At 62.2% G+C, this 23350-nt stretch carries 23 protein-coding genes and 1 pseudogene; 16 read left to right on the forward strand and 8 right to left on the reverse strand.

What is annotated here, in order from left to right:
* Window positions 1–396: 396 nt before the first annotated feature.
* Together LDP01_RS02430 and LDP01_RS02435 are read left to right on the forward strand one after the other, a co-directional pair.
* Complete coding sequence (locus LDP01_RS02430) at window positions 397–540, forward strand: hypothetical protein (RefSeq protein WP_224089980.1); 144 nt, start codon at window positions 397–399, stop codon at window positions 538–540.
* A gap of 14 nt (window positions 541–554) precedes the next feature.
* On the forward strand, window positions 555–749 hold the full coding sequence (locus LDP01_RS02435; RefSeq protein WP_224089981.1) for a hypothetical protein: 195 nt from the start codon (window positions 555–557) through the stop codon (window positions 747–749).
* A 483-nt stretch (window positions 750–1232) separates the two neighbouring features.
* Here LDP01_RS02435 and LDP01_RS02440 read toward each other — a convergent pair whose 3' ends face one another.
* From LDP01_RS02440 to LDP01_RS02450, 3 genes are read right to left on the reverse strand one after another with little or no spacing between them, the layout of a single operon-like run.
* Window positions 1233–1805 carry a flavin reductase family protein gene (locus LDP01_RS02440; protein ID WP_224089982.1) on the reverse strand — a complete coding sequence of 191 codons (573 nt, stop codon included), beginning with the start codon at window positions 1803–1805 and terminating at the stop codon, window positions 1233–1235.
* A 2-nt stretch (window positions 1806–1807) separates the two neighbouring features.
* Window positions 1808–2854 carry a methionine synthase gene (locus LDP01_RS02445; protein WP_224089983.1) on the reverse strand — a complete coding sequence of 349 codons (1047 nt, stop codon included), beginning with the start codon at window positions 2852–2854 and terminating at the stop codon, window positions 1808–1810.
* Window positions 2855–2874: 20 nt separating this feature from the next.
* Window positions 2875–3867 carry a DUF1852 domain-containing protein gene (locus tag LDP01_RS02450; protein WP_224089985.1) on the reverse strand — a complete coding sequence of 331 codons (993 nt, stop codon included), beginning with the start codon at window positions 3865–3867 and terminating at the stop codon, window positions 2875–2877.
* A gap of 120 nt (window positions 3868–3987) precedes the next feature.
* On the opposite strand from LDP01_RS02450, the gene LDP01_RS02455 reads away from it, so the two are divergent.
* On the forward strand, window positions 3988–4929 hold the full coding sequence (locus LDP01_RS02455) for a LysR family transcriptional regulator (RefSeq protein WP_224089986.1): 942 nt from the start codon (window positions 3988–3990) through the stop codon (window positions 4927–4929).
* A gap of 239 nt (window positions 4930–5168) precedes the next feature.
* Here the strand turns inward: LDP01_RS02455 and LDP01_RS02460 are convergent, their stop codons facing one another.
* From LDP01_RS02460 to LDP01_RS02470, 3 genes are read right to left on the reverse strand one after another with little or no spacing between them, the layout of a single operon-like run.
* The gene (locus tag LDP01_RS02460) at window positions 5169–6131 is read right to left on the reverse strand and encodes a formylglycine-generating enzyme family protein (RefSeq protein WP_527249049.1); all 963 of its coding nucleotides are present in this window, start codon (window positions 6129–6131) and stop codon (window positions 5169–5171) included.
* Between the two features lie 11 nt (window positions 6132–6142).
* On the reverse strand, window positions 6143–6805 hold the full coding sequence (locus LDP01_RS02465; protein ID WP_224089988.1) for a PadR family transcriptional regulator: 663 nt from the start codon (window positions 6803–6805) through the stop codon (window positions 6143–6145).
* A gap of 5 nt (window positions 6806–6810) precedes the next feature.
* Window positions 6811–8376: a sulfatase family protein gene (locus LDP01_RS02470; RefSeq protein ID WP_224089989.1), complete on the reverse strand. Its 1566-nt coding sequence runs from the start codon at window positions 8374–8376 to the stop codon at window positions 6811–6813.
* A 267-nt stretch (window positions 8377–8643) separates the two neighbouring features.
* Here LDP01_RS02470 and LDP01_RS02475 point away from each other — a divergent pair, with 267 nt between their 5' ends.
* The 13 genes and pseudogenes from LDP01_RS02475 (at window position 8644) to LDP01_RS02525 (ending at window position 21943) form a co-directional block, all read left to right on the forward strand.
* Window positions 8644–10173 (forward strand): ABC transporter substrate-binding protein, encoded by a 1530-nt coding sequence (locus LDP01_RS02475; RefSeq protein WP_224089990.1) that lies wholly within the window; start codon window positions 8644–8646, stop codon window positions 10171–10173.
* A 62-nt stretch (window positions 10174–10235) separates the two neighbouring features.
* A complete protein-coding gene (locus tag LDP01_RS02480) occupies window positions 10236–11177 on the forward strand; it encodes an ABC transporter permease (RefSeq protein WP_224089991.1) in 942 nt (313 codons plus the stop codon).
* Complete coding sequence (locus LDP01_RS02485) at window positions 11174–12262, forward strand: ABC transporter permease (RefSeq protein WP_224089992.1); 1089 nt, start codon at window positions 11174–11176, stop codon at window positions 12260–12262. Before LDP01_RS02480 ends, LDP01_RS02485 begins: the two co-directional genes overlap by 4 nt.
* The gene (locus LDP01_RS02490; RefSeq protein ID WP_224089993.1) at window positions 12189–13013 is read left to right on the forward strand and encodes an ABC transporter ATP-binding protein; all 825 of its coding nucleotides are present in this window, start codon (window positions 12189–12191) and stop codon (window positions 13011–13013) included. Before LDP01_RS02485 ends, LDP01_RS02490 begins: the two co-directional genes overlap by 74 nt.
* Complete coding sequence (locus tag LDP01_RS02495) at window positions 13010–13846, forward strand: ATP-binding cassette domain-containing protein (RefSeq protein ID WP_224089995.1); 837 nt, start codon at window positions 13010–13012, stop codon at window positions 13844–13846. The genes LDP01_RS02490 and LDP01_RS02495 overlap by 4 nt, the downstream gene beginning before the upstream one ends.
* 26 nt (window positions 13847–13872) lie before the next feature.
* Complete coding sequence (locus tag LDP01_RS02500) at window positions 13873–14106, forward strand: hypothetical protein (protein ID WP_224089997.1); 234 nt, start codon at window positions 13873–13875, stop codon at window positions 14104–14106.
* Window positions 14103–15803: a sulfatase family protein gene (locus LDP01_RS02505; RefSeq protein WP_224089999.1), complete on the forward strand. Its 1701-nt coding sequence runs from the start codon at window positions 14103–14105 to the stop codon at window positions 15801–15803. Before LDP01_RS02500 ends, LDP01_RS02505 begins: the two co-directional genes overlap by 4 nt.
* Before the next feature lie 36 nt (window positions 15804–15839).
* A complete protein-coding gene (locus tag LDP01_RS23595; RefSeq protein WP_346658893.1) occupies window positions 15840–17285 on the forward strand; it encodes a glycoside hydrolase family 3 N-terminal domain-containing protein in 1446 nt (481 codons plus the stop codon).
* 184 nt (window positions 17286–17469) lie between these two features.
* Window positions 17470–17886: pseudogene (locus LDP01_RS23600) on the forward strand (glycoside hydrolase family 3 C-terminal domain-containing protein); the annotation flags it as partial.
* 232 nt (window positions 17887–18118) lie between these two features.
* Window positions 18119–18310 (forward strand): fibronectin type III-like domain-contianing protein, encoded by a 192-nt coding sequence (locus tag LDP01_RS23605; protein ID WP_346658918.1) that lies wholly within the window; start codon window positions 18119–18121, stop codon window positions 18308–18310.
* 48 nt (window positions 18311–18358) lie between these two features.
* Entirely contained in the window at window positions 18359–19867 is a 1509-nt protein-coding gene (locus LDP01_RS02515) for a sulfatase family protein (protein ID WP_224090001.1), read from the forward strand.
* A 178-nt stretch (window positions 19868–20045) separates the two neighbouring features.
* Window positions 20046–20666 (forward strand): TetR/AcrR family transcriptional regulator, encoded by a 621-nt coding sequence (locus tag LDP01_RS02520; RefSeq protein ID WP_224090003.1) that lies wholly within the window; start codon window positions 20046–20048, stop codon window positions 20664–20666.
* On the forward strand, window positions 20666–21943 hold the full coding sequence (locus tag LDP01_RS02525) for a glycosyltransferase (protein WP_224090005.1): 1278 nt from the start codon (window positions 20666–20668) through the stop codon (window positions 21941–21943). Before LDP01_RS02520 ends, LDP01_RS02525 begins: the two co-directional genes overlap by 1 nt.
* A 143-nt stretch (window positions 21944–22086) precedes the next feature.
* Here LDP01_RS02525 and LDP01_RS02530 read toward each other — a convergent pair whose 3' ends face one another.
* Both LDP01_RS02530 and LDP01_RS02535 read right to left on the reverse strand, forming a co-directional pair.
* Window positions 22087–22299: a hypothetical protein gene (locus LDP01_RS02530; RefSeq protein ID WP_224090007.1), complete on the reverse strand. Its 213-nt coding sequence runs from the start codon at window positions 22297–22299 to the stop codon at window positions 22087–22089.
* Between the two features lie 109 nt (window positions 22300–22408).
* The gene (locus tag LDP01_RS02535) at window positions 22409–23347 is read right to left on the reverse strand and encodes a quinone oxidoreductase family protein (protein WP_224090009.1); all 939 of its coding nucleotides are present in this window, start codon (window positions 23345–23347) and stop codon (window positions 22409–22411) included.
* Window positions 23348–23350 lie beyond the last annotated feature (3 nt).

A 23350-nucleotide genomic window follows, 5' to 3' on the forward strand; every position in this document is an offset into this window, starting at 1 on the left:
GCGGCGACCTGCGCTCGGAACCGCAACATTTGAGTAAGCGTCCTGAGACGGCCGTTCATGAAACAACACCCCGGGCCGCATCGCCGCCCGGGGTGTTGTGCTCCCCTGGCCGTCTCCGGAAGCTGTTCTGCCAGCGACGTTCGCGGTACGTTGGCGCGGTGGCCATGGTTGGATTGCCCTGAAGGGCTGCCCGTCAACGCTGTTCCGGTTCCAAGGTTCTGTCAGGGTCCGTCGTAGATGCTCCTTTCCCGACCCCGGGTTTACGCAAGTCAATGTTGTTGGCCAACGCTGGAACGTGGGCCACATGTGTTGGCCAAGCGATTACCCCGGCGTTGATCGGGTGCCTACCGCTGCCGTCCCTTCCAAGCCGGCAGAAGGTTCTACAGCCTCAAGGCCATGAATACTGTCCCGGAGGCTGGCGAACCCGTGGAACCGTTCCGTGTCGTCATCGGCTTCAACAATCAGGAACTCTCGGCTTACGTAGCCCTTTTATCGAGCTCGTGGCAACGCCGGAACGACTGGAGTTCCGTGCCCGTTTAGGGTTCGGCCGGTTTATGGGACCATGGCGCGTCGAGCGGTCCGAGGTCACCAAGATCTTCAGGGCTCCGGGTTTGATGATGGGCGATTGCATCGCCGTCCGAGGCAAGCATTACCTCGACTGGACGATCTATGCGTTTGGCCTGGAGCCGATACTCCTCACGCTCGAGGAACTCGGCTATCCCGTGGATTGGATTCACAGCACGCCGTGAACCTAGGCACTTCTGGAGTCGCTTCAGTTTGAAGGTTTTCCCGGGTTCGGCACAATTTCGGCTTGGAACCGACTTCGCTATGCGAGTCGACGCTTGTTTGGACATCGTTCAATCATGGGGCCACTCGTGCTGGTCTGGTGATTAGTCACGTGGCGTGGCCCGGTTGAGGTTGGTCATGAGATCGCGGTTCGCAGCCCGCGCGGCGGTGTAGTCACTGTGTTGGATACTTCATCGATCCGGCGGGCTGCGCGGTGCCACGCAACATGCAATCTGCAGGGGCGGCTGTGCCGGCGTCCCGGCCCCCCTACGGGTGGGCAGGAACGCGTCAAGGACTCGGACTATCTCGTACAGCCATCGGACTGGCCCGGATTCCGCATGTTTCCGTCACTTCCCATGAGCGATGTTAACGAGGACGACGGCGGGAGTTATCCTCCCGCCGTCGTGAGCCGTTCGGCTTGCCGCCTCGCATTGCTGGCGCGGCGCTCAGCCTTCAAGCTTGGAATGCTCGCCCAGACGGTGCCATGAACGGTTGTGGTAGACCAGAGCGTCGCCGGGTTCGCCCGCTGAGACGTCACGCATTACGCGCGCCTCCAGGGCGTGAACGGCGATGATTGTGGAGGTCCCCACCTCCATGCGATTGATGACGGCGCAGCGCACCCAGGCGCGGACATCGTCATAGACGGCTTCGCCGGTTGCAAGGGCCGACCAGCGGTGCGTCTGGTCAAAGCGGTTGGCCCCCGGGGTCGCTCCAAACTTGGCCAAGTCGACGTCGTGCGCGTCCAGCAGGTGCACGACGACGGTTTCGGCGCGTGAAAGCACCTCGGACGCAGAGGACAGTGCCGAGACCGAGAAGATCAGCAACGGAGGTTCCGCACTCACTGACACGACCGACGATACCGTCAGTGCCACCGGTCCTTCGCCGGCATCGGCCGTGATGACGGCGACACCTCCTGGGTGGCCACGGAACAGTGCTTTGAATTCGTCGGCGGAGAGGGAGGACGGGAAGGTTTGCTTCGGAGCCCCGAGGCAAGTGTCTGGGGGGTAGGCGTGAAACATCGTTACGACACCCTGGGGGCCGAGCGGGCGAGTTCCTCGCGAATGATGTTCGTCCCTGCGCTTAGAGCACTCAGCTTGGCCAGTGCGACGTCCCGGGGGAACGGTGCCATACCGCAGTTGGAGCTGGCGATGAGCTTGTCCGCATCGACGAACTGCAGGGCCTTGCGGAGGGTGTTGGCGACGTCCTCCGGGGTCTCGATGGTCTCGCTTGCGACGTCGATTGCCCCGAGCATGACTTTCTTGCCGCGGAGGAGCTCGATGAGGTCCATGGGCACGTGGGAGTTCTGGGATTCCAGCGAGATGATGTCGATGCTGGAGCTCTGCAGCAGCGGGAACGTTTCCTCGTACTGCCGCCATTGTGAGCCGAGCGTCGCCTTCCAGTCAGTATTCGCCTTGATGCCGTAGCCGTAGCAGATATGCACGGCGGTCTCCGCGCGCAGTCCTTCTGCCGCTCTCTCAAGCGCAGCCACTCCCCAGTCCTTGACCTCATCGAGGAAGACATTGAACGCGGGCTCGTCGAACTGGATGATGTCCACGCCGGCCGCCTCTAGTTCTTTCGCCTCCTGGTTCAGGATCGTGGCGAACTCCCAGGCAAGCTTCTCGCGGCTCTTGTAGTGGTCATCGTAGAGCGTGTCCACCATGGTCATTGGGCCGGGAAGAGTCCATTTGATCGGCCGGTCGGTGGTTGCGCGGAGGAACTTTGCGTCTTCGACGAATACCGGCTGCTCGCGGCGCACGGCTCCGACGACGGTCGGCACGCTCGCGTCGTAGCGATCGCGGATGCGCACGGTCTTCCGCTGTTCAAAGTCGACCCCGCTGAGGTGTTCGATGAAGGTGGTGACGAAGTGCTGGCGGGTTTGCTCGCCGTCGCTGACGATGTCGATGCCGCGTCGGCTCTGTTCGTGGATGGCAATGCGCAGAGCATCCTGCTTGCCCTCGAGCAGCGCATCTCCCTCCAGTTTCCACGGGGACCAAAGAGTCTCAGGCTGAGCGAGCCACGATGGTTTGGGCAGGCTTCCGACAACGGTGGTGGGCAAAAGTGTGTTCATGATTGACGATTCTCCGTGGGTCAGTTGACGAGAGCGGGGTATTTGGCGGTCCACTGGTCCAACAGGTCCTTGTGGGGCGTGATGAAGTGTTCCTCCGTGTACTTCGCCTGCGTGATCGCGAGCTGACTGCGTTCTACGCGGTCGTAAGCGATCTGGGTCCGCGAGTAATCCTGCTCTCCCAGGCTCGGCTGGTAGACGTGGGCGGCGGCGGAGTTCGCGTTGTAGATCTCCGGGCGGTAGATCTTCTGGAACGTCTCCATGGTGCTGATTGTGCCGATGAGCTGCAGGTTGGAGTAGTCGTTGAGCAGGTCGCCGCGGAAATAGAAGGCGAGCGGCGCGACGCTGCCGCGTGGCATGAAGTAGCGGACCTGCATCCCCATCTTTGCGAAGTACGCGTCCGTCAGCGAGAACTCGTCCTGCTGGTACTCGACGCCCAGGACCGGGTGACGGTTCTCCGTTCGCCGGTACGTCTTGCTCGTGGAGACGCTGATGCAGACCACTGGCGGCTGCGGGAAGCGTTCCTGGCATGCCGGGGAATCGAGGAATTGCTGGAACAGTTTGCCGTGAAGATCGCCGAAGTCCTCGGGAACGGTGGGCTTGCCTGAGTCCCCTGCTGCCGCTGGCAGTACGATGCTGAAGTCGAAGTCACGGACGTAGGAGGAGAAGTTGTTCCCAACGATCCCTTGGTGGCGGACCCCGTTCAGCTGGTCGATGATCTGGATGTCGAGAACTTCGAACAGCGGGAACTGCTGATCCGTACCGTCTGCAGTGAACTCTATCTGCACAGAGACGATCTCAAGCTCGAGCGTGTAACGGTCCCGGTCCGGGTTGTCCCAGCTTGCGAGATCGTTGAAGCGGCGCCGAATCATGGTCAAGGCGTTGCGGAGGTTCTCCTGGCGGTGCTCGCCCCGTGCCAGGTTGGCGAAATTCGTCGTGATCCGTGAGCCTTCCGACGGGGAGTAGTCCTCATCGAAGGGGGTGGTGGTGATGCTGAAGGTGAAGTCGTCTGCCATGTGCTGCCAATCCGTTGATGGGCCGGAGACGGCCTTTCAGAAGGTGATGTATCCATGGTGCAGCCTTCCGTGGGGTATCAAGTAACTCGTGGTTACTATGCGTTCATATAGAATTTTCCTATGCCCCAGATTTCGAGCGGATTGACCCTGCAGCAGCTGCGCTATTTCATAGAAGTTGCAGCTGAGGGGTCGATCTCCGCGGCTGCCGATCTTCTCTATGTAGCGCAGCCGACAATGTCCGCAGCAATGAAGGATCTTGAGGCCCGGGTGGGCCGTGAGCTCCTGGTTCGCTCCGCCCGCGGGGTCACCCTGACCGCCGACGGGGCAGAGTTCCTCGGCTACGCGAGGCAGGTCGTCGAGCAGTTCGCTCTCCTCGAGCAGCGCTACCTTGGCAGGCCACCGCGGCGACGTCTGCTCGGGGTGTCGACGCAGCACTACTCGTTCGCGGTGGACGCCTTCGTCCGGATGGTCAAGGCCACCGATGTGGCCGAATACGAGTTCTCGCTGCGTGAGTCCCGTACCTGGGACATCATCGAGGATGTCCGGACGCTCCGCAGCGAGATAGGCATCCTCTACCGGAACGATTTCAACCGGAAGGTCATCGACAAGCTGCTCCGGGAATCCGGGCTCGGGTTCACTCCGCTTTTCCTCGCCGATCCGCACATTTTCATTTCACGGAACAACCCGCTCGCCTCAAAAGAGCGTGCGACTCTCGATGATCTCGCCGGCTTGCCGCGGCTAACCTTCGATCAAGGTGCGAACAACTCCTTTTACTTCGCCGAGGAGATTCTCTCCACCATGTCCAGCAAGCAGGAGATCCGGGTCTCTGACCGTGCCACGATCTTCAACCTCATGATCGGACTCCACGGCTACACGATCTCGACGGGCATCATCAGCGGGCAGCTCGACCCGGAGATCGTCGCCATCCCGCTCGACGTTGACGAACGCATCGAGATCGGCTGGGTCGGCCACGCCGCGATTCCGCTTACCGACCAAGCGCAGCACTACCTCAGGGAATTGCGGGCCGTCGTCGCTGAGTTCGGCGTAGCGCTACTCGACTGACTGCCGTTGAGCGGGCGGGTCTTTAACCCTTCGGTGATTGGACGTGATCGTTGCAGCCGAGCGGGTTGCTGGTGACGTACACGCCCGTCGCCGACGTTGGCATGGCCGGGGCAGACGCCAGCGAGGAAACCGGCCTGTTCCAGGTGGTGACGATCCAGCCAAGGGACATCTGGGCCTGAAACGCTGTGTCAGCGCTGCCCGCCTCATTCTCGAGTCCGGCAGGCACGCGCCCAGGACGCCTAAAGGGCCACGGTCCGGAACCCGCAGTTGCCGCTGGAGGATTCGGGAGTGTTCGACGTACGTGCCGCAACGCGGTACCGGTTGCAGTAGGAATCGTGACAGAGGTAGGAGCCACCACGCATGACGCGTCCCGCCCCGATTGAGGGGCCTTGGGGGTTATCGGTTGGTGAGTTGCGGTAGTACTTGGGCAGGAACCAGTCCGAGCACCATTCCCAGACATTTCCCGCTACTTCGTAGAGGCCGTATGCGTTGGGTGGGAAAGACTTTATCGGCGCCGTTCCCAGGTAGCCGTCGTCGGAGGTGTTCCTTTGGGGGAACGTACCTTGCCAGATGTTGCAGCGGTGTTCGCCGTTGGGTGTCAGTTCGTTGCCCCACGCGTAGCGCATGCCTTCCAGGCCGCCCCGGGCAGCGTACTCCCACTCCGCCTCGGTGGGCAGTCGCCGTCCAGCCCAGTCGCAGTAGGCAAGGGCATCGGTGTGCGATACGTGGACGACGGGATGATCCGGAATGTCCTCCCACTGCGAGTCCGGGCCAGTGGGATGGGCCCACTCGGCGCCGCGGATGTTCAGCCACCAAGGTGCTCCCGCAGCGACGCCGAGGACGTCGTCTGCCTTGGCGGTCGAGATCAAGTGGAAGACAGCGGATGAGCCAAAGACCTCCGCTTCGGTACGATAGCCGGTCTCTTCCACGAAGGCGGCAAACATCTTGTTGGTGACCGTGGTTGCGTCAATAGTGAATGAGTCGACGCGCACTTGGTGGGCAGGTGATTCCCCGTCACGGGGATATCCTTCCCCGAAAGCATCCCCCATGGTGTACGTTCCTCCGGGAATTGAGATGTCCTCGTGGGTTGGTTTCAAGAACCCTGTCGATGGCGAATCTGTCTGAGCTTGCTGCCGCGTTCCACCCGGCTTCCGAGTCGGCGCACAGCAGCTCTTGCCAAGTGCCGTGTTGGAATCACTCAAGGACAGAGGTATCACTTTTCTCTCCTCAGGTCCCGTTGCCGTATCAAGGCTTCCAGCCGGACTTCTGTTGCTTCAAGCCACGCCATCAGACTGTTCACCATGTAGAGGCCCCTCTCACTTTGCAGTCTGACAAGTTCCTCGCGCCAGTACCGCTCGTCGTCGTCCTCCTCGGGGGCGAAGTCTTCTTCTGCGAGGGCGCTGGCAAAGAGGTGATTTTGACGGTGCTCGCGGCGGAAACGCAACTCGGTGCGGACAAGCTCCAGAGCTTTTTCCGGGCTCTGGGTTCCCGCGAACCTAAGCCGTACCTGGAAATCGGGGTCCAGGGGCCGGATGGGCGGCGCATAGGGTGAGTCAATCCATTCCTGCAGCTTCCGGCGGCCTTCGTCGGTGATCTCGTATAGCTTGGCGTCCGGTCCGGATTCGCGGGGATCCGGCACCGGGATAGCCCACTCGCGATCCACGAGTTTGCCGAGTTGGCGGTAGATCTGGGAGGTTTGGGCACTGTAGCCAACGTACGGACCGTGGCGGTCAAGCCATTTGCGCACGTCGTATCCGGTACGCGCGCTGGTGCTTAGCAGGCTCAGCAGGATCACCTCGAGCCTGCCCAGTGACGCACCGGTTTCGGCACGGGACCGCTTAAGTGTCGGTACTTTTTCGACAGGTACAGTCACCACTTGTCTTACTCCTCCGCCATGACCGTTGCAGCAAACCGCTTCCGCATTGCTTCTCGATCTTCCTCGCTGATCGGCACCTGCGCGTGCCAGGAGACGTGTGTCGCCGAGTTGCCCGGGTTCAAACGTTCCTCGAGATGCTTCGCGAGGTGGCTCCGCCCGGTGTTACGCAGATGCCGCATATAGTCTTTGGGCTGATTGTAGAGGGTAGGGCCCACCTGAAGGGCTCCCTGCATGGGGTCCGGAAGCGCTCCTGGGGTTCCCGCATAGAAACCGAGCCACTCCATAAGGTTGGACCGCATCTGCGTTGCGAGGGCCGGGTCTGCGTCGATCAGGTTGTTGGTGAGGTAGGGATCTTCGGTGACGTTGAACAGTGACTCGAGTTCGGCGCGAAAGCAGCCTGGGTGGTACGTGCGGATGTACAGGTGGTCGCGGGTTCGGACGGCCCGCTGGTATGTGTGCGCACCGTGTCCCCAGACGAGATAGGGGCGCGATTGGATGGCTTCTCCGCGTACGGCTGGAGCGTAGGACGCGCCCTGCCACTTTTCGGGCTGTTGCAGCCCCAGCAGGTCAAGGATGGTCGGGGCGTAATCAATGTTGTAGAGCAGTGCGTCATTGTGGGTCGCCGCTACGGCGGGCTGGTCAGTGACGCCCGGCCAGTGAATGATCATGGGGAGGCGATGCACGGGTTCGGACGCCAGACCATGTTCGGCGTAGAGGCCGAGTTCGCCGAAGGATTCGCCATGGTCCGAGGAGACGATAATGGCGACGTCCTCGGCCAGCCCCATCTCCTCGATGGACCGGCGAAGCCGTCCGAACTCGGAATCCCAGAAGTGGATTGCCCCGTCGTAGCCGTTGATGAGGTGTTCGAAGTCGGCCCGGGTACGGATCTCGTCCGGCATGTTGTGGGGCACACGTGACTTACGGGGTCCCCCGGAATAGTGGAGGTCAAGGGCACTGCGTGCGCCATAAACCTCGGCGTGCCCATCAATGGCTTTCTGGTCTGGCCAAGCGGGCGCGGGGCCGGACTCTGCGGCTTTCCGTGTCCACGATTCGTCCTGCAGGTAGTCGGTGTGCGGATCCCAGTAGGTGACATGGAGGTACCAGTTATCTAGGTCGCGGTGCTTGCCGATCCACTCCAGGGCAGCATCGGTGATCATGTCTGCCGGTTCGTCGCCCATATCGGGGGTGACTTGAACATTTTCCCGGAAGTTGCCCATGAAGTAGTAGGCCCGGTGCCGTTCGGCGAACGATGAGACTGCGGCGCAGGTGTAACCGGCCATGTTCAGCGCCTGGCCGAGAAGTGGCCGGTGAGGGTGAGGGGCGTGGCCGGCGTCGAGGCGGAACCGGGCGTCGTCGCCGAAGTGTCCGATGACCCCGTTTGTGATCCCATGCTGACCGCTGGTTAACGCTGTCCTGGAGGGCAGGCACGGCGAGTCGGAGCAGTAGTACCGGTCGAAGATCACGCTGCTTTTGGCCATCTCGTCCAAGTTGGGCGTGATGTTTCTGGCGTAGCCGTAGGCGCCGGTGTGGTCGGGGCGGAGCGAGTCCACGTCCACGTAGATGATCTTCATCGATCCATTCCTGTCTGCTGGTTGCCGCTAAAGCCGGGAGGTCGCTGTGTGGGTGGGGACATCCCGCTGATGTCATCCTTTATAGCACTAGTGGAAATGCTTGAACAGGTATTTCACGGTAAACAAGGGACAGCACTATTTCACAAGTTGACTATCAAAGGTCTTGTGCTGTGGCTCACAGTGTGTCATTCTCGAATTACTGCTCAATGCTGAGCGGCAGGTACTGCGGCGAAAACGGCTGGGTACCTCCACAGCTGAAAGGACGTAATGATGCGTTTTAAGAAGGCCGCCGTTGCAGCCGCGATCGCCGCCGGTCTCGCGCTGGCTGGATGCGGCGGCGGTGGGACCGGTGGTGCGGCGAAATCTTCGCCCAGCCTTGTTCTTGGCAACATCACCCCTCCGGCAACGTTTGAGGCGCGGAACATCAACTGGGGCAACCAGTCAGTGTATTTCCAGGCGGTGTACGACAGCCTCCTCAAGCCTTCACCGAACGGCAAGGACGTCGAAGCGAACCTGGCCACGGAGTGGAAGTACAACGAAGACAAGACCGTCCTCACAATGAAACTGCGTGATGGCGTCACCTTCACCGACGGCACTGCTTTCACCGCGGACGTAGCAGCACAAAACCTTCTTCGCTTCCGCGATGGAACTTCCCCCCAGAAGAGCAAGGTCGTGGACTTGGCAGATGCCACCGCCAAAGACAAAAACACCCTGGAAATCAAGCTCAAGCAGGCAAACCCGGCGTTCCTGATCTACCTGGCCCAGGCGGCCGGCATGCAGGAAAGTCCTGCCGCTTTCGACAAGCCCGATGTGCAGACCAATCCGGTCGGCTCCGGACCGTACATCCTTAACTCCGGCTCGAGTGTCGTCGGGACGTCGTATAAATTCGACAAGAACCCCAAGTACTGGAATCCGGATGCGGTCAAGTACGACACCCTGACGATCAACGTCTACAACGACGCCACCTCACTGCTGAACGCGTTGCGGGGCAAGCAGTTGGACGCGTCCGCCATTAACGACGTCAGCATCATCCCACAGGTCAAGGCCGCCGGTTTCACCGATAACGGCAGCGACTTGAATTTCGCCGGCCTGATGCTGTTTGACCGCGCAGGACAAAGCAACCCAGCGCTGGGCAAAGTCGAAGTACGGCAGGCCATCAACTATGCCGTCGACCGTGACGCCTTCCTCAAAGTTGTCGGCCTCGGCTTCGGAAAGGTGACCGGGCAGGTCTTCCGTGAAGACTCCCCGGCCTTCGACGGCCAGCTGAACGACACGTACAAGTTCGATCCCGCCAAGGCCAAGGAACTGCTCGCCAAGGCGGGCTACCCCAAGGGCTTTGACCTGACGATCCCCACTTCCCCGGGATTCCCGAAGCAGATGTGGCCGCTGCTGCAGCAGCAGCTCGGTGATGTAGGTATCAAGGTCTCCTACACCGACGTCGGACAGAACATCATTGCTGACCTTCAGGCCAAGAAATACGGGGTGTCCTACTTCACCCTCCAGCGCGATGCGAATGAATGGCAGCTCATCAGCTTCCTTCTGGCCCCTACAGCAACCTGGAACACCTTCAAGTACCAGGATCCCACCGTTGATGCACTGATCTCCAAGATCCGTACCGCCGAGGGCGGGGACCGTGACGCGGCCCTGAAGGAACTCAACAAGTACGTAGTTGACCAAGCCTGGTTTGCCCCCTGGTACACGCCAACGAACTTCTTCGTCACCAATGCCAAGACGAACGTTGAACTGAACCAGGGCAACGCCTGGCCCAACCTCTGGAACATCACCCCCAAGGCATAGGACCACTGCCGGGGACCGCTCCCACGGCCCCCGGCAGCCCTACCCACTGAAAGATCATCATCATGATTTCATTCATCGTGAAAAGGCTGCTCACGGGCATCGTCATGCTCGCTGCTATCACCACAGTCGGATTCACGCTCCTGTACCTGGGTGGCGGGGACATCGCCAGGAAGATTCTCGGCGAGTCCGCGGACGCCCAAACGGTCGCCCAAAAGGCCCGGGAACTCGGCCTGGACCGTCCCGTCCTGATGCAATACGGCGACTGGGTAGTCCACGCACTTACCGGAGACTTCGGCTATTCATGGTTCAGCGGCCAGACCGTTTCCGCCGCGATCATCTCCCGTCTGTCCGTCACCTTGTCCCTTGTCATCGGCACCGTCGTTGTGGTCGCCATCGTCTCGGTGGTTCTTGGCGTACTCGCGGCAACGAAACGGGGCTGGGTCGACAAACTTGCCCAGTTGCTCGCCGTCCTCGGCCACGCAATCCCCGGGTTCCTTTTCGCCGTCGGCCTGGTTCTGTTCTTTGCACTTGCCCTGGGCTGGTTCGACCCCACTGGGTACGTCCCCTTCACAGAATCACCGACGGGATGGCTCAAGACCGTGACCCTGCCCGTAATCGCCCTGGCGCTGGGTGGTATCGCCAACGTCACCCAGCAGATCCGGGGAGCCGTCATCGATGCCCTCCGCAACGACTACGTCCGCACCTTGCGCAGCCGCGGAATCCCCGAGCGCACCGTCATCCTCAAGCACGTTCTGCGTAATGCTGCAGGCCCTGCCCTTGCAGTCCTCGCCGTCATCTTCGTTGGACTCCTCGGTGGAGCAGTCATCGTGGAGCAAGTATTCGCGATCCCCGGACTGGGACAAGTAGCCGTGCAGGCCACAACCCAGGGCGACATTCCCCTCGTCATGGGTTTGCTTGTCGCCACCGGTGTCATCGTTATCGTTTTCAACCTCCTGGTCGACCTGGCCCAGGGCTGGCTCAACCCGAAAGTGCGTCTGTCATGACAACTCCGGCACACACCACCGATCCCGAGATCGTCGTCGCACCCCGCGACGGCACAAGGGTCTCCCTGTTCCGCCGAGTGCTCCGCAATCCCCTCGCCCTCGCTTCGATGGTGTTCCTCACCATTGCTGTGCTCACGGCAATGTTCGCCCAGTTCCTTGCCCCGCATGACCCCAACAACGCCGTTATCCAGAATGTGCTCGCCCCTCCAGGCGGGGACAACCCGCTGGGGGCCGACGGTTCAGGCCGCGATGTCCTGTCCCGGTTGATATTCGGCGCGCAGTTCAGCCTTGCCGGAGCCTTGGTCGCCTTGCTGACCGCGATGGTGATCGGCGTGACCGGCGGCCTTCTGGCTGGCTACTTTGGCAAGTGGATCGACACCGTCTGGACATGGGTTATCTCCCTGCTGATGGCGCTGCCCGCGATCATCGTACTCCTGGCCGCCCGCGCGGTCGTTGGGCCGTCCCTGTGGGTGTCCATGCTCATTTTCGGCATCATGTTGTCCCCGGCGTTCTTCCGGCTGGTCTACGCTTCCGTCACCGCGGTACGCAACGAACTCTATGTCGACGCCGCCCGTGTATCGGGACTCAGTGATGCCCGCATCATCACCATCCATATCCTGTCCGTCGTCCGGGCCCCCATTGTGATCCAGTCCGCCATAGTGGGCGGCATCGCCCTGGCCGTCCAGTCAGGGCTCGAATTCCTCGGCCTGGGGGACATCAACGTCCCTACATGGGGTTCCATGCTCAGCGATGGCTTCACCAACCTCTACACCGCTCCGATGCTGATCCTTTGGCCGGCCCTGGCCATCGGTCTGACCCTGATCGCCCTGACTCTGCTCGCCAACAGCCTCAGGGACGAGCTTGAACGCGCCAACGCACCCCGTAAGCAGTTGCGCAAGAAGAAGGCCGCAGTTACCACGACCGACCCGAAGACCGTGGACGACATCATCCGGCACCCGGAGCCTGAAGCTTCCGAAGGAGACGTCGTCCTCGAAGTCGCCAACCTCTCTGTTGGCTACCCAGGGCCCAGACGGTGGCACCAAGAGGGTCGTCCACGACGTCTCCCTCACTGTCCGCAGGGGTGAGGTCCATGGGCTCGTCGGCGAATCAGGTTCGGGCAAGACCCAGACTGCCTGGTCCATCCTCCGACTACTCCCCGAAGGCGGCAAGATCGTCGGCGGCTCCATCCACTTCCAGGGCAAAGACCTGGCGAAGCTGTCGTCACGGGACATCGAAAAAATGCACGGGCGGAAGATCGCCTACATTCCACAGGAACCCATGTCCAACCTGGACCCGTCCTTCACCATCGGAAGCCAACTCGTTGAGCCCATGCGCATTCAGCTTGGCATATCGGCCAAAGAGGCCAAAGAACGTGCGCTGAGCCTCCTGGCACGAGTAGGCATCCCCAACCCCGAGCGAACGTATAACTCCTACCCTCATCAGGTCTCCGGCGGTATGGCCCAACGCGTCCTCATCGCCGGCGCCATCTCCTGTAACCCGGACCTTCTGATCGCCGACGAACCCACTACCGCCCTCGACGTCACCGTCCAGGCCGAGGTCCTGGACCTCCTCCGGGACCTCCAGTCCGAGTTCCAGATGGCAGTGGTCCTCGTTACGCATAACTTTGGTGTCGTCGCGGACCTTTGCGACCGGGTTTCCGTCATGCGTCTCGGCCGGATCGTGGAAACCGGCCCGACTGAGCCGATTTTTGACTCCCCGCGCCACCCCTACACCCAGGAGCTGCTCGGCGCCATCCTTAGCGAGGCTGAACCGCGTGGCCCGCTCGTTGGTGCTGGCGGCAGCGCCAGCCCGTCCCCGAAGGGAGCAGTTCGATGAGCGAGTTGTTGCTTGATATCCAGAATGTCACAGTTGAGTACCCCGGCCATGGTTTCCGTGGCAAACCCTTCCGGGCCCTGCACAGTGTCTCCGTTGATGTTCAAAAAGGCGAGTGCGTAGGCCTGGTAGGTGAATCCGGGTCAGGCAAAACCACGCTGGGCAGAGCTGTCCTCGGCCTGGCGCCGGTCACCGAAGGGAAAGTGCTGTTCCGCGGAGAAGACATCGCGCATGCCGACCGTGCCCACCGCCGACGGCTGGCCAGCGACATCCAGGTGGTCTTCCAGGACCCCTACACCTCCCTGAACCCGTCGCTGACAGTCGAGCAGATCCTGTCCGAACCCCTCGACGTACGTAAGGTCCCCAAGGCCGAATCTTCCAAGCGAATCAAGGACCTCTTCGATATGGTCCGCCTCCCGGCCGACGCGGGAAGCCGTCTTCCCCGGGAGTTCTCCGGCGGTCAGCGGCAACGCATCGCCATTGCACGCGCCCTTGCACTCAAACCAGCCCTGATCGTCTGCGACGAGCCGGTATCAGCCCTTGACCTTTCAACCCAGGCCCGGGTCCTGGAACTATTCAAAGACATTCAGGAGCAAACCCAGGTCGCCTACCTCTTTGTCTCCCATGATCTTGAGGTCGTGCGGCACATCAGTCACCGCGTTGCAGTGATGTACCGGGGGGAAATCGTCGAATTCGGTGACGGAGACCAGGTCACGAGCCGACCCCGGCACCCCTATACCCAGCGCTTGTTCTTCGCCGCTCCGGTGGCAAACCCCAAGGCCCAGGCACGTCGCCGCGAAGAACGCCGACAGCTGCTCGCCGCCCAGAACGCATAGAGGAAGCGGTGCAGACAACCACCACCATGAGCCCAGAAGCAAACAAAGGCAACAGCGTGACAAGCAGCTTCCTGATCACGGCCGACGACATGGACGGCAGCACAACTAACCTCGCGGGAAACCCTGACATGGCACCGGTCCGCACCCGAAAAGGGAACAGCCTGTCCCGCTGGATGACCGGCACCGGCGATCCGATGACCAGCCAATTTCGTTCAGGAATCGGGCAGGCAACTGAATTCACTGGGGCGCCCACCGCATGAACAAGCCCAACATAGTTTGGATTTCCACGCATGACATCAACCCTGATCTCGGCAGCTACCGGGGCATCTGGCCAGGTGCCGAATATGCGCTGACGCCTAATCTGGACCGCTTGGCCGCAGAGGGCGCCCGTTTCGACCGGGCGTTCGCCTCTGCACCGGTTTGCTCGCCTGCCCGATCGGCAATCATGACCGGCTGTTTTCCCAATGCAATTGGCACGATGCACATGCGAACGAAGGCCGTCCCCCCGGCCGAAGTGAGGCTGTTGCCGCAATATTTTCGCGAAGCGGGCTACTACTGCACCAACAACTACTTCACCGACTTCCAGGTGGACGTACCGCCGGTCGTTTTCGACGACTGCAGCCCAACGGCTCATTGGCGCAACAGACCGGACAAGGACGCGCCGTTTTTCGCAGCCTTTCATGGAATGACCACCCATGAGTCACAGATATATCTCGATGAGGAGTCCTTCCAACGCGCCACCACGCATGTAGCGCCGCAGGATCGGCACGACATGGCAGCCGCGCCGCTGCCGCCCTACTACCCGGATACCGAAATCTTCCGCAAAGCGTGGGCACGGTACGCGGACCTCATTACCGAAATGGACCACTGGGTCGGCGATATCCTCAGCCAACTGGAGGAAGACGGGCTTGCCGACAACACCATCGTGGTTTTCTGGAGCGACCACGGCAGGGGAATGCCCCGCGCCAAGCGTTGGGCGACGGAAGCGGGCCTGCGTGTACCCCTTCTCCTGCGCTGGCCAGGTGTCATTGACCCCGGGACAGTCAGGACTGACCTTGTCCACACCATGGATCTTGCTCCTACAATGCTTGCCGTCAGCGGGCTGGGCATTCCTGCCCACATGCACGGAAGACCGCTCCTGGAACGGGACGGCACTTTCATCAGCCACCCCAACGCCTACATCTATGGCGGCCGGGACCGCATGGACGAGTCGGAGGACACGACCCGGACCGTCCGCGACGAGCGGTACCGCTATGTCAGGAACTTCCATCCGGACCGTTCGCCCATGCCGCACATCGACTACCCCGACCACACAGCCACTTGGGCAGAGCTCAGGCGGTTAAGGGGGGAGGAAGCCAGGCAACTGGCATGCGGTGAACTGCCCAGCCTTCTGAGCGAGCTTCAACGGCGCCTCGTCGCAGCTTCAAAGCCCGAAGAGGAACTCTACGACCTTGAGCAGGACCCCCACGAAACGTGCAACCTCGTGCAAGACCCTGAAAGTGCCGAAGCTCTGGCGACGTTGCGTCGCGTCCTTCAAACATGGCAGGACCGCATCCAAGACATGGGCATGCTGCCGGAACGACAGTTGATGGAGACATGGCGCCCTAACGGCCAGGCGCCGGTGACCGCTACTCCAACCGTCTCGCTGACCGCCGAAGGGGCCACAGCTGACTGCGAGACACCAGGCGCGTCAATTGGATGGACAGCCCTCCCGTGGCAACCGCAAGAGCCGAGGAAACTCATGGACCGGGTAACTGGCAGTCCCGGGGAAGACGGACGTATCTGGAACCTCTACACAGGCCCCGTACGCGTCAGTGGGGCCACTTCATTGCGCTTCAAAGCCTGGCGTCTCGGCTTCACGCCAAGCCAAGAAGCACGGCTGGAAGCCCCACTGCCCGGACGTGCCCCGCATTCCTGCGAGGGCCACCTCCAAGAAAGCAAAGAACTGCCCCTTTGAGGCGGCAAACAACAACGTGCAGCGAAAGAAGGAATCATGGAAACCCTCACCGTAGACCAACGCATGGAAGCACTGCTCAACGAACTGAGCTTGGAGGAAAAGATCCAGCTCCTGACGGGCCGGGATTTTTGGACGACATGGCCGATGGAGAAAATCGGCCTGCGCCGGATCCTGGTTTCGGATGGTCCGACGGGTGTGCGGGGTGAGGCGTGGGATGAGCGGCAGCCGTCGGTGAATTTCCCGTCCGCGACGGCCATCAGCTCCACCTGGGACCCTGCCATGGCTGACCGTCTGGGTGCCGCCTCGGCGGTGGAGGCACGGCGCAAGGGCGTCGACGTCGTTCTTGGCCCGACGATCAACCTGCACCGTTCCCCGCTGGGCGGCCGGCACTTCGAGGCTTTCAGTGAGGACCCTGTCCTGACGGCTGAGCTTGCCGCGGCGTATGTGAACGGGGTGCAGCGCAACGGCGTGGGCGCCACACCGAAGCACTACGTCGCCAACGATTCCGAAACCGACCGGTTCACCGTTGACGTGCAGGTGGACGAGCGGCCGCTGCGCGAGCTGTACCTGCTGGCGTTCGAGAAAGCCGTCGTTGAATCCCGTGCGTGGCTGGTGATGAGCGCGTACAACTCCATCAACGGCACCACCGCCACCGAAAACGACCTGCTGGAGACCCCGCTGAACAGCGAGTGGGGCTTCGACGGGGTGGTGATCAGTGACTGGACCGCGGTCCGCAGCGTTGATGCCGCGAAGGCTTCCCAGGACCTGGTCATGCCGGGACCGGATGGGCCGTGGGGTGGGGCGCTCGTGGCCGCAGTCCAGGCAGGGGAGATCCCGGAAGCAAGCATTGACCGGAAGGTGCTGCGGATCCTACAGCTCGCCGCGAGGGTCGGCGCGCTGGAAGGGTTCGAACCCGTTCAGGCAGAACCCGTGGACAAGGAAGACCTTGTCGCCTTCACCCGGGAAGCCTCGGCCGCCGGCACGGTGATGGTGAAGAACGACGGCGTGCTGCCGCTGGATCCTGCCGCGACGGGCCCTCTGGCGGTGATCGGGCACAACGCCAAGCACGCCAGGACCCAGGGTGGCGGCTCGGCCACGGTCCTGCCGGAGAAGGTCGCCTCACCGCTGGACGGCATCCGGGCAGCCTTCGGAGCCGATAACGTCACTTACAGCATCGGCGCGATCGTGCAGGAAGGGGTCGCCGAACTACCCCTGGACCAGCTGACCAACCCCGTCACCGGCGAACCCGGCCTGCGGGTGACCTTCCTCAACGGCGCCGGGGCTGAGCTGTTCACCGAAGACCGCCGTTCCACGGCCCTGGTCTGGTTCGGCGGTGATGCCCCGGTCCGGGATTCCTCCACTGTGCGGCTGCACACCATCTACACACCGGACGAAACCGGCACCGTCCGACTGGGCGCCGCGACCGTGGGTAAGACACGGCTCTACGTCAACGACGTTCTTGTCCACGAAGGGAAACATTGAGGTGGAGGGCAAGGACATTGCCGAATCCTTCCTCGCCCCACCCTCCTCAACCACCGAAATCGCAGTGGAAGCCGGTGTTCCCCTGGACGTCCGCGTCGACCTGGACACCGCGGAACGCTCCGGGCCTCTAGACAATGCCCTCAGCGTCACCCTCGGCACCGAGACCGCCGACGCGGACCCTGAAATGCTGATCACTGAAGCAGCCAAGGCCGCCCGGAAAGCCGACGTCGCCGTCGTCGTCGTCGGGACCAATGCCCGGGTGGAATCCGAAGGTTACGACCGCACCACCTTGGACCTGCCCGGCCTGCAGGACCGGCTGGTCCACGCCGTCGCCGCCGCGAACCCCCGCACGATTGTCATCGTCAACGCCGGGTCCCCGGTCATTATGCCGTGGCGGCACGAGGTCGCCGCGATCCTTATCGGCTACTTCGGCGGCCAGGAATTTGGCAACGCCCTCACCGACATCCTCACCGGCACCGTCGAACCAGGCGGGCGCTTGCCCACCACCTGGCCTGCCACCCAAGGCAGCGTCCCGGTCCTTAACACCACACCCGACGCCGACGGGAAGCTCCGGTACGACGAAGGCATCCACATCGGCTACCGCGCCTGGCTCAAGACCGGGGCTACTCCAGCCTACGAATTCGGCTACGGCCTCGGCTACACCACTTGGACCCTGGACACCGTCGACGGACCCGACGGCCCCCTCACTCCGGGCGAGGCCATCCCGGTCAGCGTCACCCTCACCAACAAAGGCGAACGGAGCGGCAAGCAGGTGGTCCAGGTTTACGCCGAAAAGAAGGACTCCGCCGTCGAGCGCCCGGTCCGCTGGCTCATTGCCTCCACACCCGTCTGGGCCCCAACCCGGCGAAACTGTAACCGCGACTCTGGAGGTCCCCACCCGTCTGCTGGCGTACTGGGACAACGGATGGACCTACGAACCCGGCGAATACACCCTCAGGATCGGCACCTCCGTCTCAGAGCTTCCAATCACCAGGGTTGTTCGGCTCACCCAGCCAGAGCACTGATAAGCGACAGCCCCCAGGATCAGCACCAAACGTACGAAAGGAAGAACGATGTCGAGGACGAACATCATCTTCATCATGTCCGATGACCACGCCGCCCACGCCATTTCGGCATACGGCAGCCGGGTGAACCAAACGCCGCACCTTGACCGCATCGCCCAAGGAGGCATGCGCATGGATGCCGTCTTCTGCACCAACTCGATCTGCAGTCCCTCCCGGGCGTCTATCCTCACAGGGACCTACAGCCATATCAACGGCGTATCCTCCATCTGGACCGAGATGGACTACCGGGTACCCACATTCGTGGACGTACTCCACGAACAGGGCTACAAGACTGCCCTTTTCGGGAAATGGCACTTGGGTGAGCACGGGAAGTCCTTGCCGCGCGGATTCGATGCCTGGAAGATCTTTCCTGGACAGGGTGACTACCTCAATCCGGAGATGATCGACGAGATGGGCAGCGCGACCGTTCCCGGCTATGCGACGAACATCGTCACCGACCTCTCCATCAATTGGCTGGATGGACTCACGGGGGAGGAGCCTTTCTGCATGCTCGTCCACCACAAAGCACCGCACCGCCCCTGGATCCCCGACGAGAAACACAAGCACCTCTACGCTGACGGGAAGATCCCGGAGCCCGAAACATTCTTTGATGACTACGCCACCCGCAGCCAAGCTGTACGGAACGTCCACATGACCATTGCCGACGACATGGGTGCCGAGGACCTCAAGTCTGAGGTCCCGGAGGAACTCCGCGGACCTGAGAACAGGGAAGCGCGCATGCGGTGGAAGTACCAGATCTACATGCGCGACTACCTGCAGTGCATCCAATCCATCGACGACAACGTCGGTCGGCTTCTCGATTACCTCGATGAGCGCGGACTGTCCGAGAACACCCTCGTCGTCTACACATCCGATCAGGGCTTCTTCCTCGGTGACCACGGCTGGTTCGACAAGCGGCTGATGTTTGACCAGTCCCTGCAGATGCCGATGCTGATGAAATGGCCCGCCGAAATCTCTGCCGGCAGCCGTTGCGAGGCAATCATCACAAACGTCGATTTCGCCGCCACCTTTTTGGACATCGCCGGAATCAAGGCAGACGAGGCACTTCCCACATCGCAGGGCAGGAGCTTCCGGCCTCTCCTGCGGGGTGAGGAGATCGACGATTGGCCCGACGCGGCGTATTACCGGTACTGGGAGCACGACGATCCTATTCACTCAGCACCAGGCCACTACGGCATCCGGACCTCCGATTACAAGCTGATCCACTACTACAACGCCGGGCTGGACGTCCCCGGGGCCTCTGATCGTGTCTTTGAGGCTGAATGGGAACTGTACGACCTCAGAAGCGACCCCACCGAAGTCCGTAATGTAGCCGATGACCCCAGCTACCGCTCCGTCAGAGCCGAGCTCGAACAGAAACTAGCCGGGTACCAGCATCATTACCGGGACGAACCCTACGCGGGTCCCGGCACACCTCACCCGGAATGGGGACCGCACGATGCAGACACCTTGGAACGAGTCGAAACATATGTCCAGGCTCTTCGGGCATCCAGCTAGGACGCGATAGGTGGCGGGCTGTCCAGCACAAGCCGGGCAGCCCCGTACCCGTTGCAGCTCTGGTTGTCGCACCGCCCGGGTTTACGGCAAGACTCAAAGAGGCTGGCGTCAGTACACCAAGCCCGGAGATATCCGTGCGCTCTGCACCTCTGGACCTGTCGTCAATATTGGAGTTAACATGATTAACATGAATGTTGGCGGGGGTACAGCCCGGCGCTACGACAACCGGAAACGGGCGTCAAACGCCGCTGACACGGGGCGCCGGATCCTTGAGGCGACACGGGAGCTCTTCATGGAAAGACCGCTCTCGGAGATCACCTTGATCGCGGTGGCTGATCGTGCCGGAGTCACCGTGCAGACCGTCATCCGTCGCTTCGGCGACCGCAGCGGGCTCATCGATGCAACGGTCGAACACACCGCTGCGCAGGTGATGGCCCAGCGCGATGCTGCGCCTGCCGGCAACGTCCCCGGCGCCATCGAGAACCTGCTCGAACACTATGAGACCACGGGCGCTCTCGCCTTGAAGATGCTGTCCGAGGAGGGAACCTCAGCGGCCGTGGCGGACATGACTGAAACGGGCAGACGCCTTCACCGCCTGTGGTGCGAGCGGGTTTTCGCCCCGTTCCTTGAGGATGATTTTCTCCCGGACGGGGCGGATCGGGGCCGCCGTCTTGCCCAGTTCGTCGCTCTTTGTGACGTCTACACCTGGAAGCTGCTCCGGCTGGACGCTGGCCTGACCCGTGACCAGGTGGCCCTTTCCTTAATCGAAATGCTTGAGCCCTTCACCCGGAGGCCATAATGTCCACCGTTCTCGCCTACACCTCGCCCGCCATCGGCCATCTCTTTCCCATGGTCCCGCTGTTACTGGAACTGAAGGCCCGGGGACATGAGGTCCACGTGCGGACAATTCCCCAACAGCTAACGGCCCTTCGCGGCGCCGGCTTCCAGGCCGAATCCGTCGACCCGCGCCTCCTTGAGATCAGGCACCGGGACTATCTGGCGAAATCGATCAAGGATGGGCTGACCGCGAGCACTGAGACCTTCACGGCGCGTGCCCGCTTCGACGCCCCTGACCTTCGCCGCGCCATCGGCGATACCAGTCCGGATCTGATGCTCGTGGACATCAATGCGTGGGGCGCACGTATCGTGGCTGAGGATCTCGGGCTCCCGTGGGCCAGCTTCTGCCCCTACACACCGCCACTGACGTCCCGGGGAACCCCGCCGTTCGGACCCGGGCTGGATCCGATGCCAGGTCCAGTGGGAAGGCTCCGGGACGCGCTCATCCGACCCCTGGTGACTGGCGCCGTCGAAAAGCTGATGATGCCCGGGATCAACAGGGCCCGGGCCGAAATCTCCGGCGGGAAACTGCCGCCGTCGCGGAACGTGGATGACTTCTTCCTCACCGCGCCGCTCCTCCTCGTTACCAGTGCCGAGCCGTTTGAATACCCGCACCCGGACTGGGGACACCGTGTCCGGATGATCGGGGCGCTGTCATGGGACCCGCCCTTCTCTCCGCCAGCTTGGCTTGAGAACGCCGTGGACCCGGTCATCCTGGTGACCACCTCGTCCGAGTACCAGGCCGACGAGGATTTGGTCCGCGCAGCATTGCAGGGCATGGCCAACGAGCCCTTCACTGTCGTTGCCACGCTGCCTGCGGAGGGGAGCGGATCGGCAGGAGACCAGCGGTCCGCCGGACCGGTGGATTTTGGACCCCTTCCTGCCAATGCCCGGCTGGAACGGTTCGTGCCCCATTCAGAGGTGTTGGAGCGCGCTGCGGTTGCCATCACCCATGGCGGTATGGGAGCCACCCAAAAGGCACTGTCCAAGGGAGTTCCGGTGGTGGTGGTTCCGTTCGGCCGCGATCAGCATGAGGTTGCGGCCCGGGTGGTGGCCGCCGACGCGGGTGTGCGGCTCAGCAGGAAGAAGCTCACTGCGGAGAAGCTTCGCGCCGCAGTTCACGAAGCCCTGACAAAGAAGGAAGGAGCCCGGCGGGTCGCTGCTGGCTACGCAGCCGCCGGGGGTGCGGCGGCTGGAGCCGATGCCCTCGAAGAGCTGCTCCGGATTCCCCACGCCTGAGGCCTGGCAGAACCCCAGCCTCAGGGTGGAGGAATTGGCAGCCTTTGCCAAGACCAGGCTGGCCGCCTACAAGTACCCCCCGGAGCATCGAATTCATGACGGAACTGCCGTTAATAGGGTTTGGCCAGGGACGAAGCGCTCGATCAGGAGCGGGAGAAAAGATCCAATTCGTGGGTCATTCCGTGAGGGACATCAGGGGAGAGCTGTATTGTGAAGGTTTCGCGATCATGGCGGGTTACCAACACGCCATATCCGGGGTCTTTGAGGGCCTTCTGGATCGCGGCAGCCACTTCCAGATTGAGTCCGTTGTCTAAATCATTGCGGTGTCTGATGTTGAGCCGTACTGGACGGGACATGATGTTGTAAAACCTTCGTTCTTATTTCTGTGGTCGTGTATTGACTTGGCCGTCTCGGTGTAGCCGGGTTCCATCGCAGCCTTTTCGTGGTTGGAAGGAATGTGGGCCCCTACGGGGTTAGCACGAGCTTCCGCGGGGCCCCCTGCTGCTGTAATTCCCAGGCCTGTTGGCAAGCGGAAAGAGGCAGGGTCATTGCGTCGACGGACAAAGCGCCTGTCGCCGCGAGCGCCGTCAGATTCAGGTAAGCCTCTCTCCGGATCTGTGCTGGCGGGTCCATATGGGCGAAGCCGAGGAGCTCCAGGCGGGCGGCACGGACGATCCCGGCGGGAAGCTCCAGAGTTGCTCCCGCTGACTGGCCGATCTGGATATGGCGGGCGCCCCGGGCTGCAACATGCATTGCGGCAAGGGCGGGTTCACCCCACACCGGGTCAAGGATGACATCGAACCCGCTGTCACCCACTGTGCTGCGGAAGGCTGCCACGAGGTCGGTGCCCGGGCTGATGGTCACGCTCGCATCGGCTCCGCGTTCCCGGGACAGGGCGAGGCGGCCGGTGTCACGGTCGGCAGCGACCACCGTTGCGGCGCCAAGGGACTTTGCGAGTTGGACGGCGATGGAGCCCAGTGCGCCGGTTGCGCCAAGCACAAGCACGTTCTGGCCTGGCTGCAGCTTGGCCCGCCAGGTGAGGGCCAGCCAGGCGGCAAGTCCGGTGTTGCCAAGCGCAGCCGCGGTGACGTCGTCCACGTCGTCGGCGAGGTCCAGCAGGTCTTCCTCGGCCACGACGGTGCGCTCGGCCCAGGAACCATGCGGCGAAACCGGTGAGGTGAAGAAGACGCGACGTCCGGCGGAGGTCCTGCCTACGCCGTCGGCGCCAATCACGTAAGGCAGGGTGTCGGGATCTCCGAATGCTCCCGAGGCCTTGGCCAGGTCGAGGTGATGGACCCCGGCCGCCGCTACCTCGACGACCACTTGTCCACTGTGGGGCTCTGGATCTCGGAAGTCTTCGTAAGATGGGACTGTTCCAGTCCGGGTCAGAACGGCTGCCTTCATGGT

Origin of the sequence: Arthrobacter sp. StoSoilB13 (assembly GCF_019977255.1) — a bacterium.
Classification (GTDB): domain Bacteria; phylum Actinomycetota; class Actinomycetes; order Actinomycetales; family Micrococcaceae; genus Arthrobacter.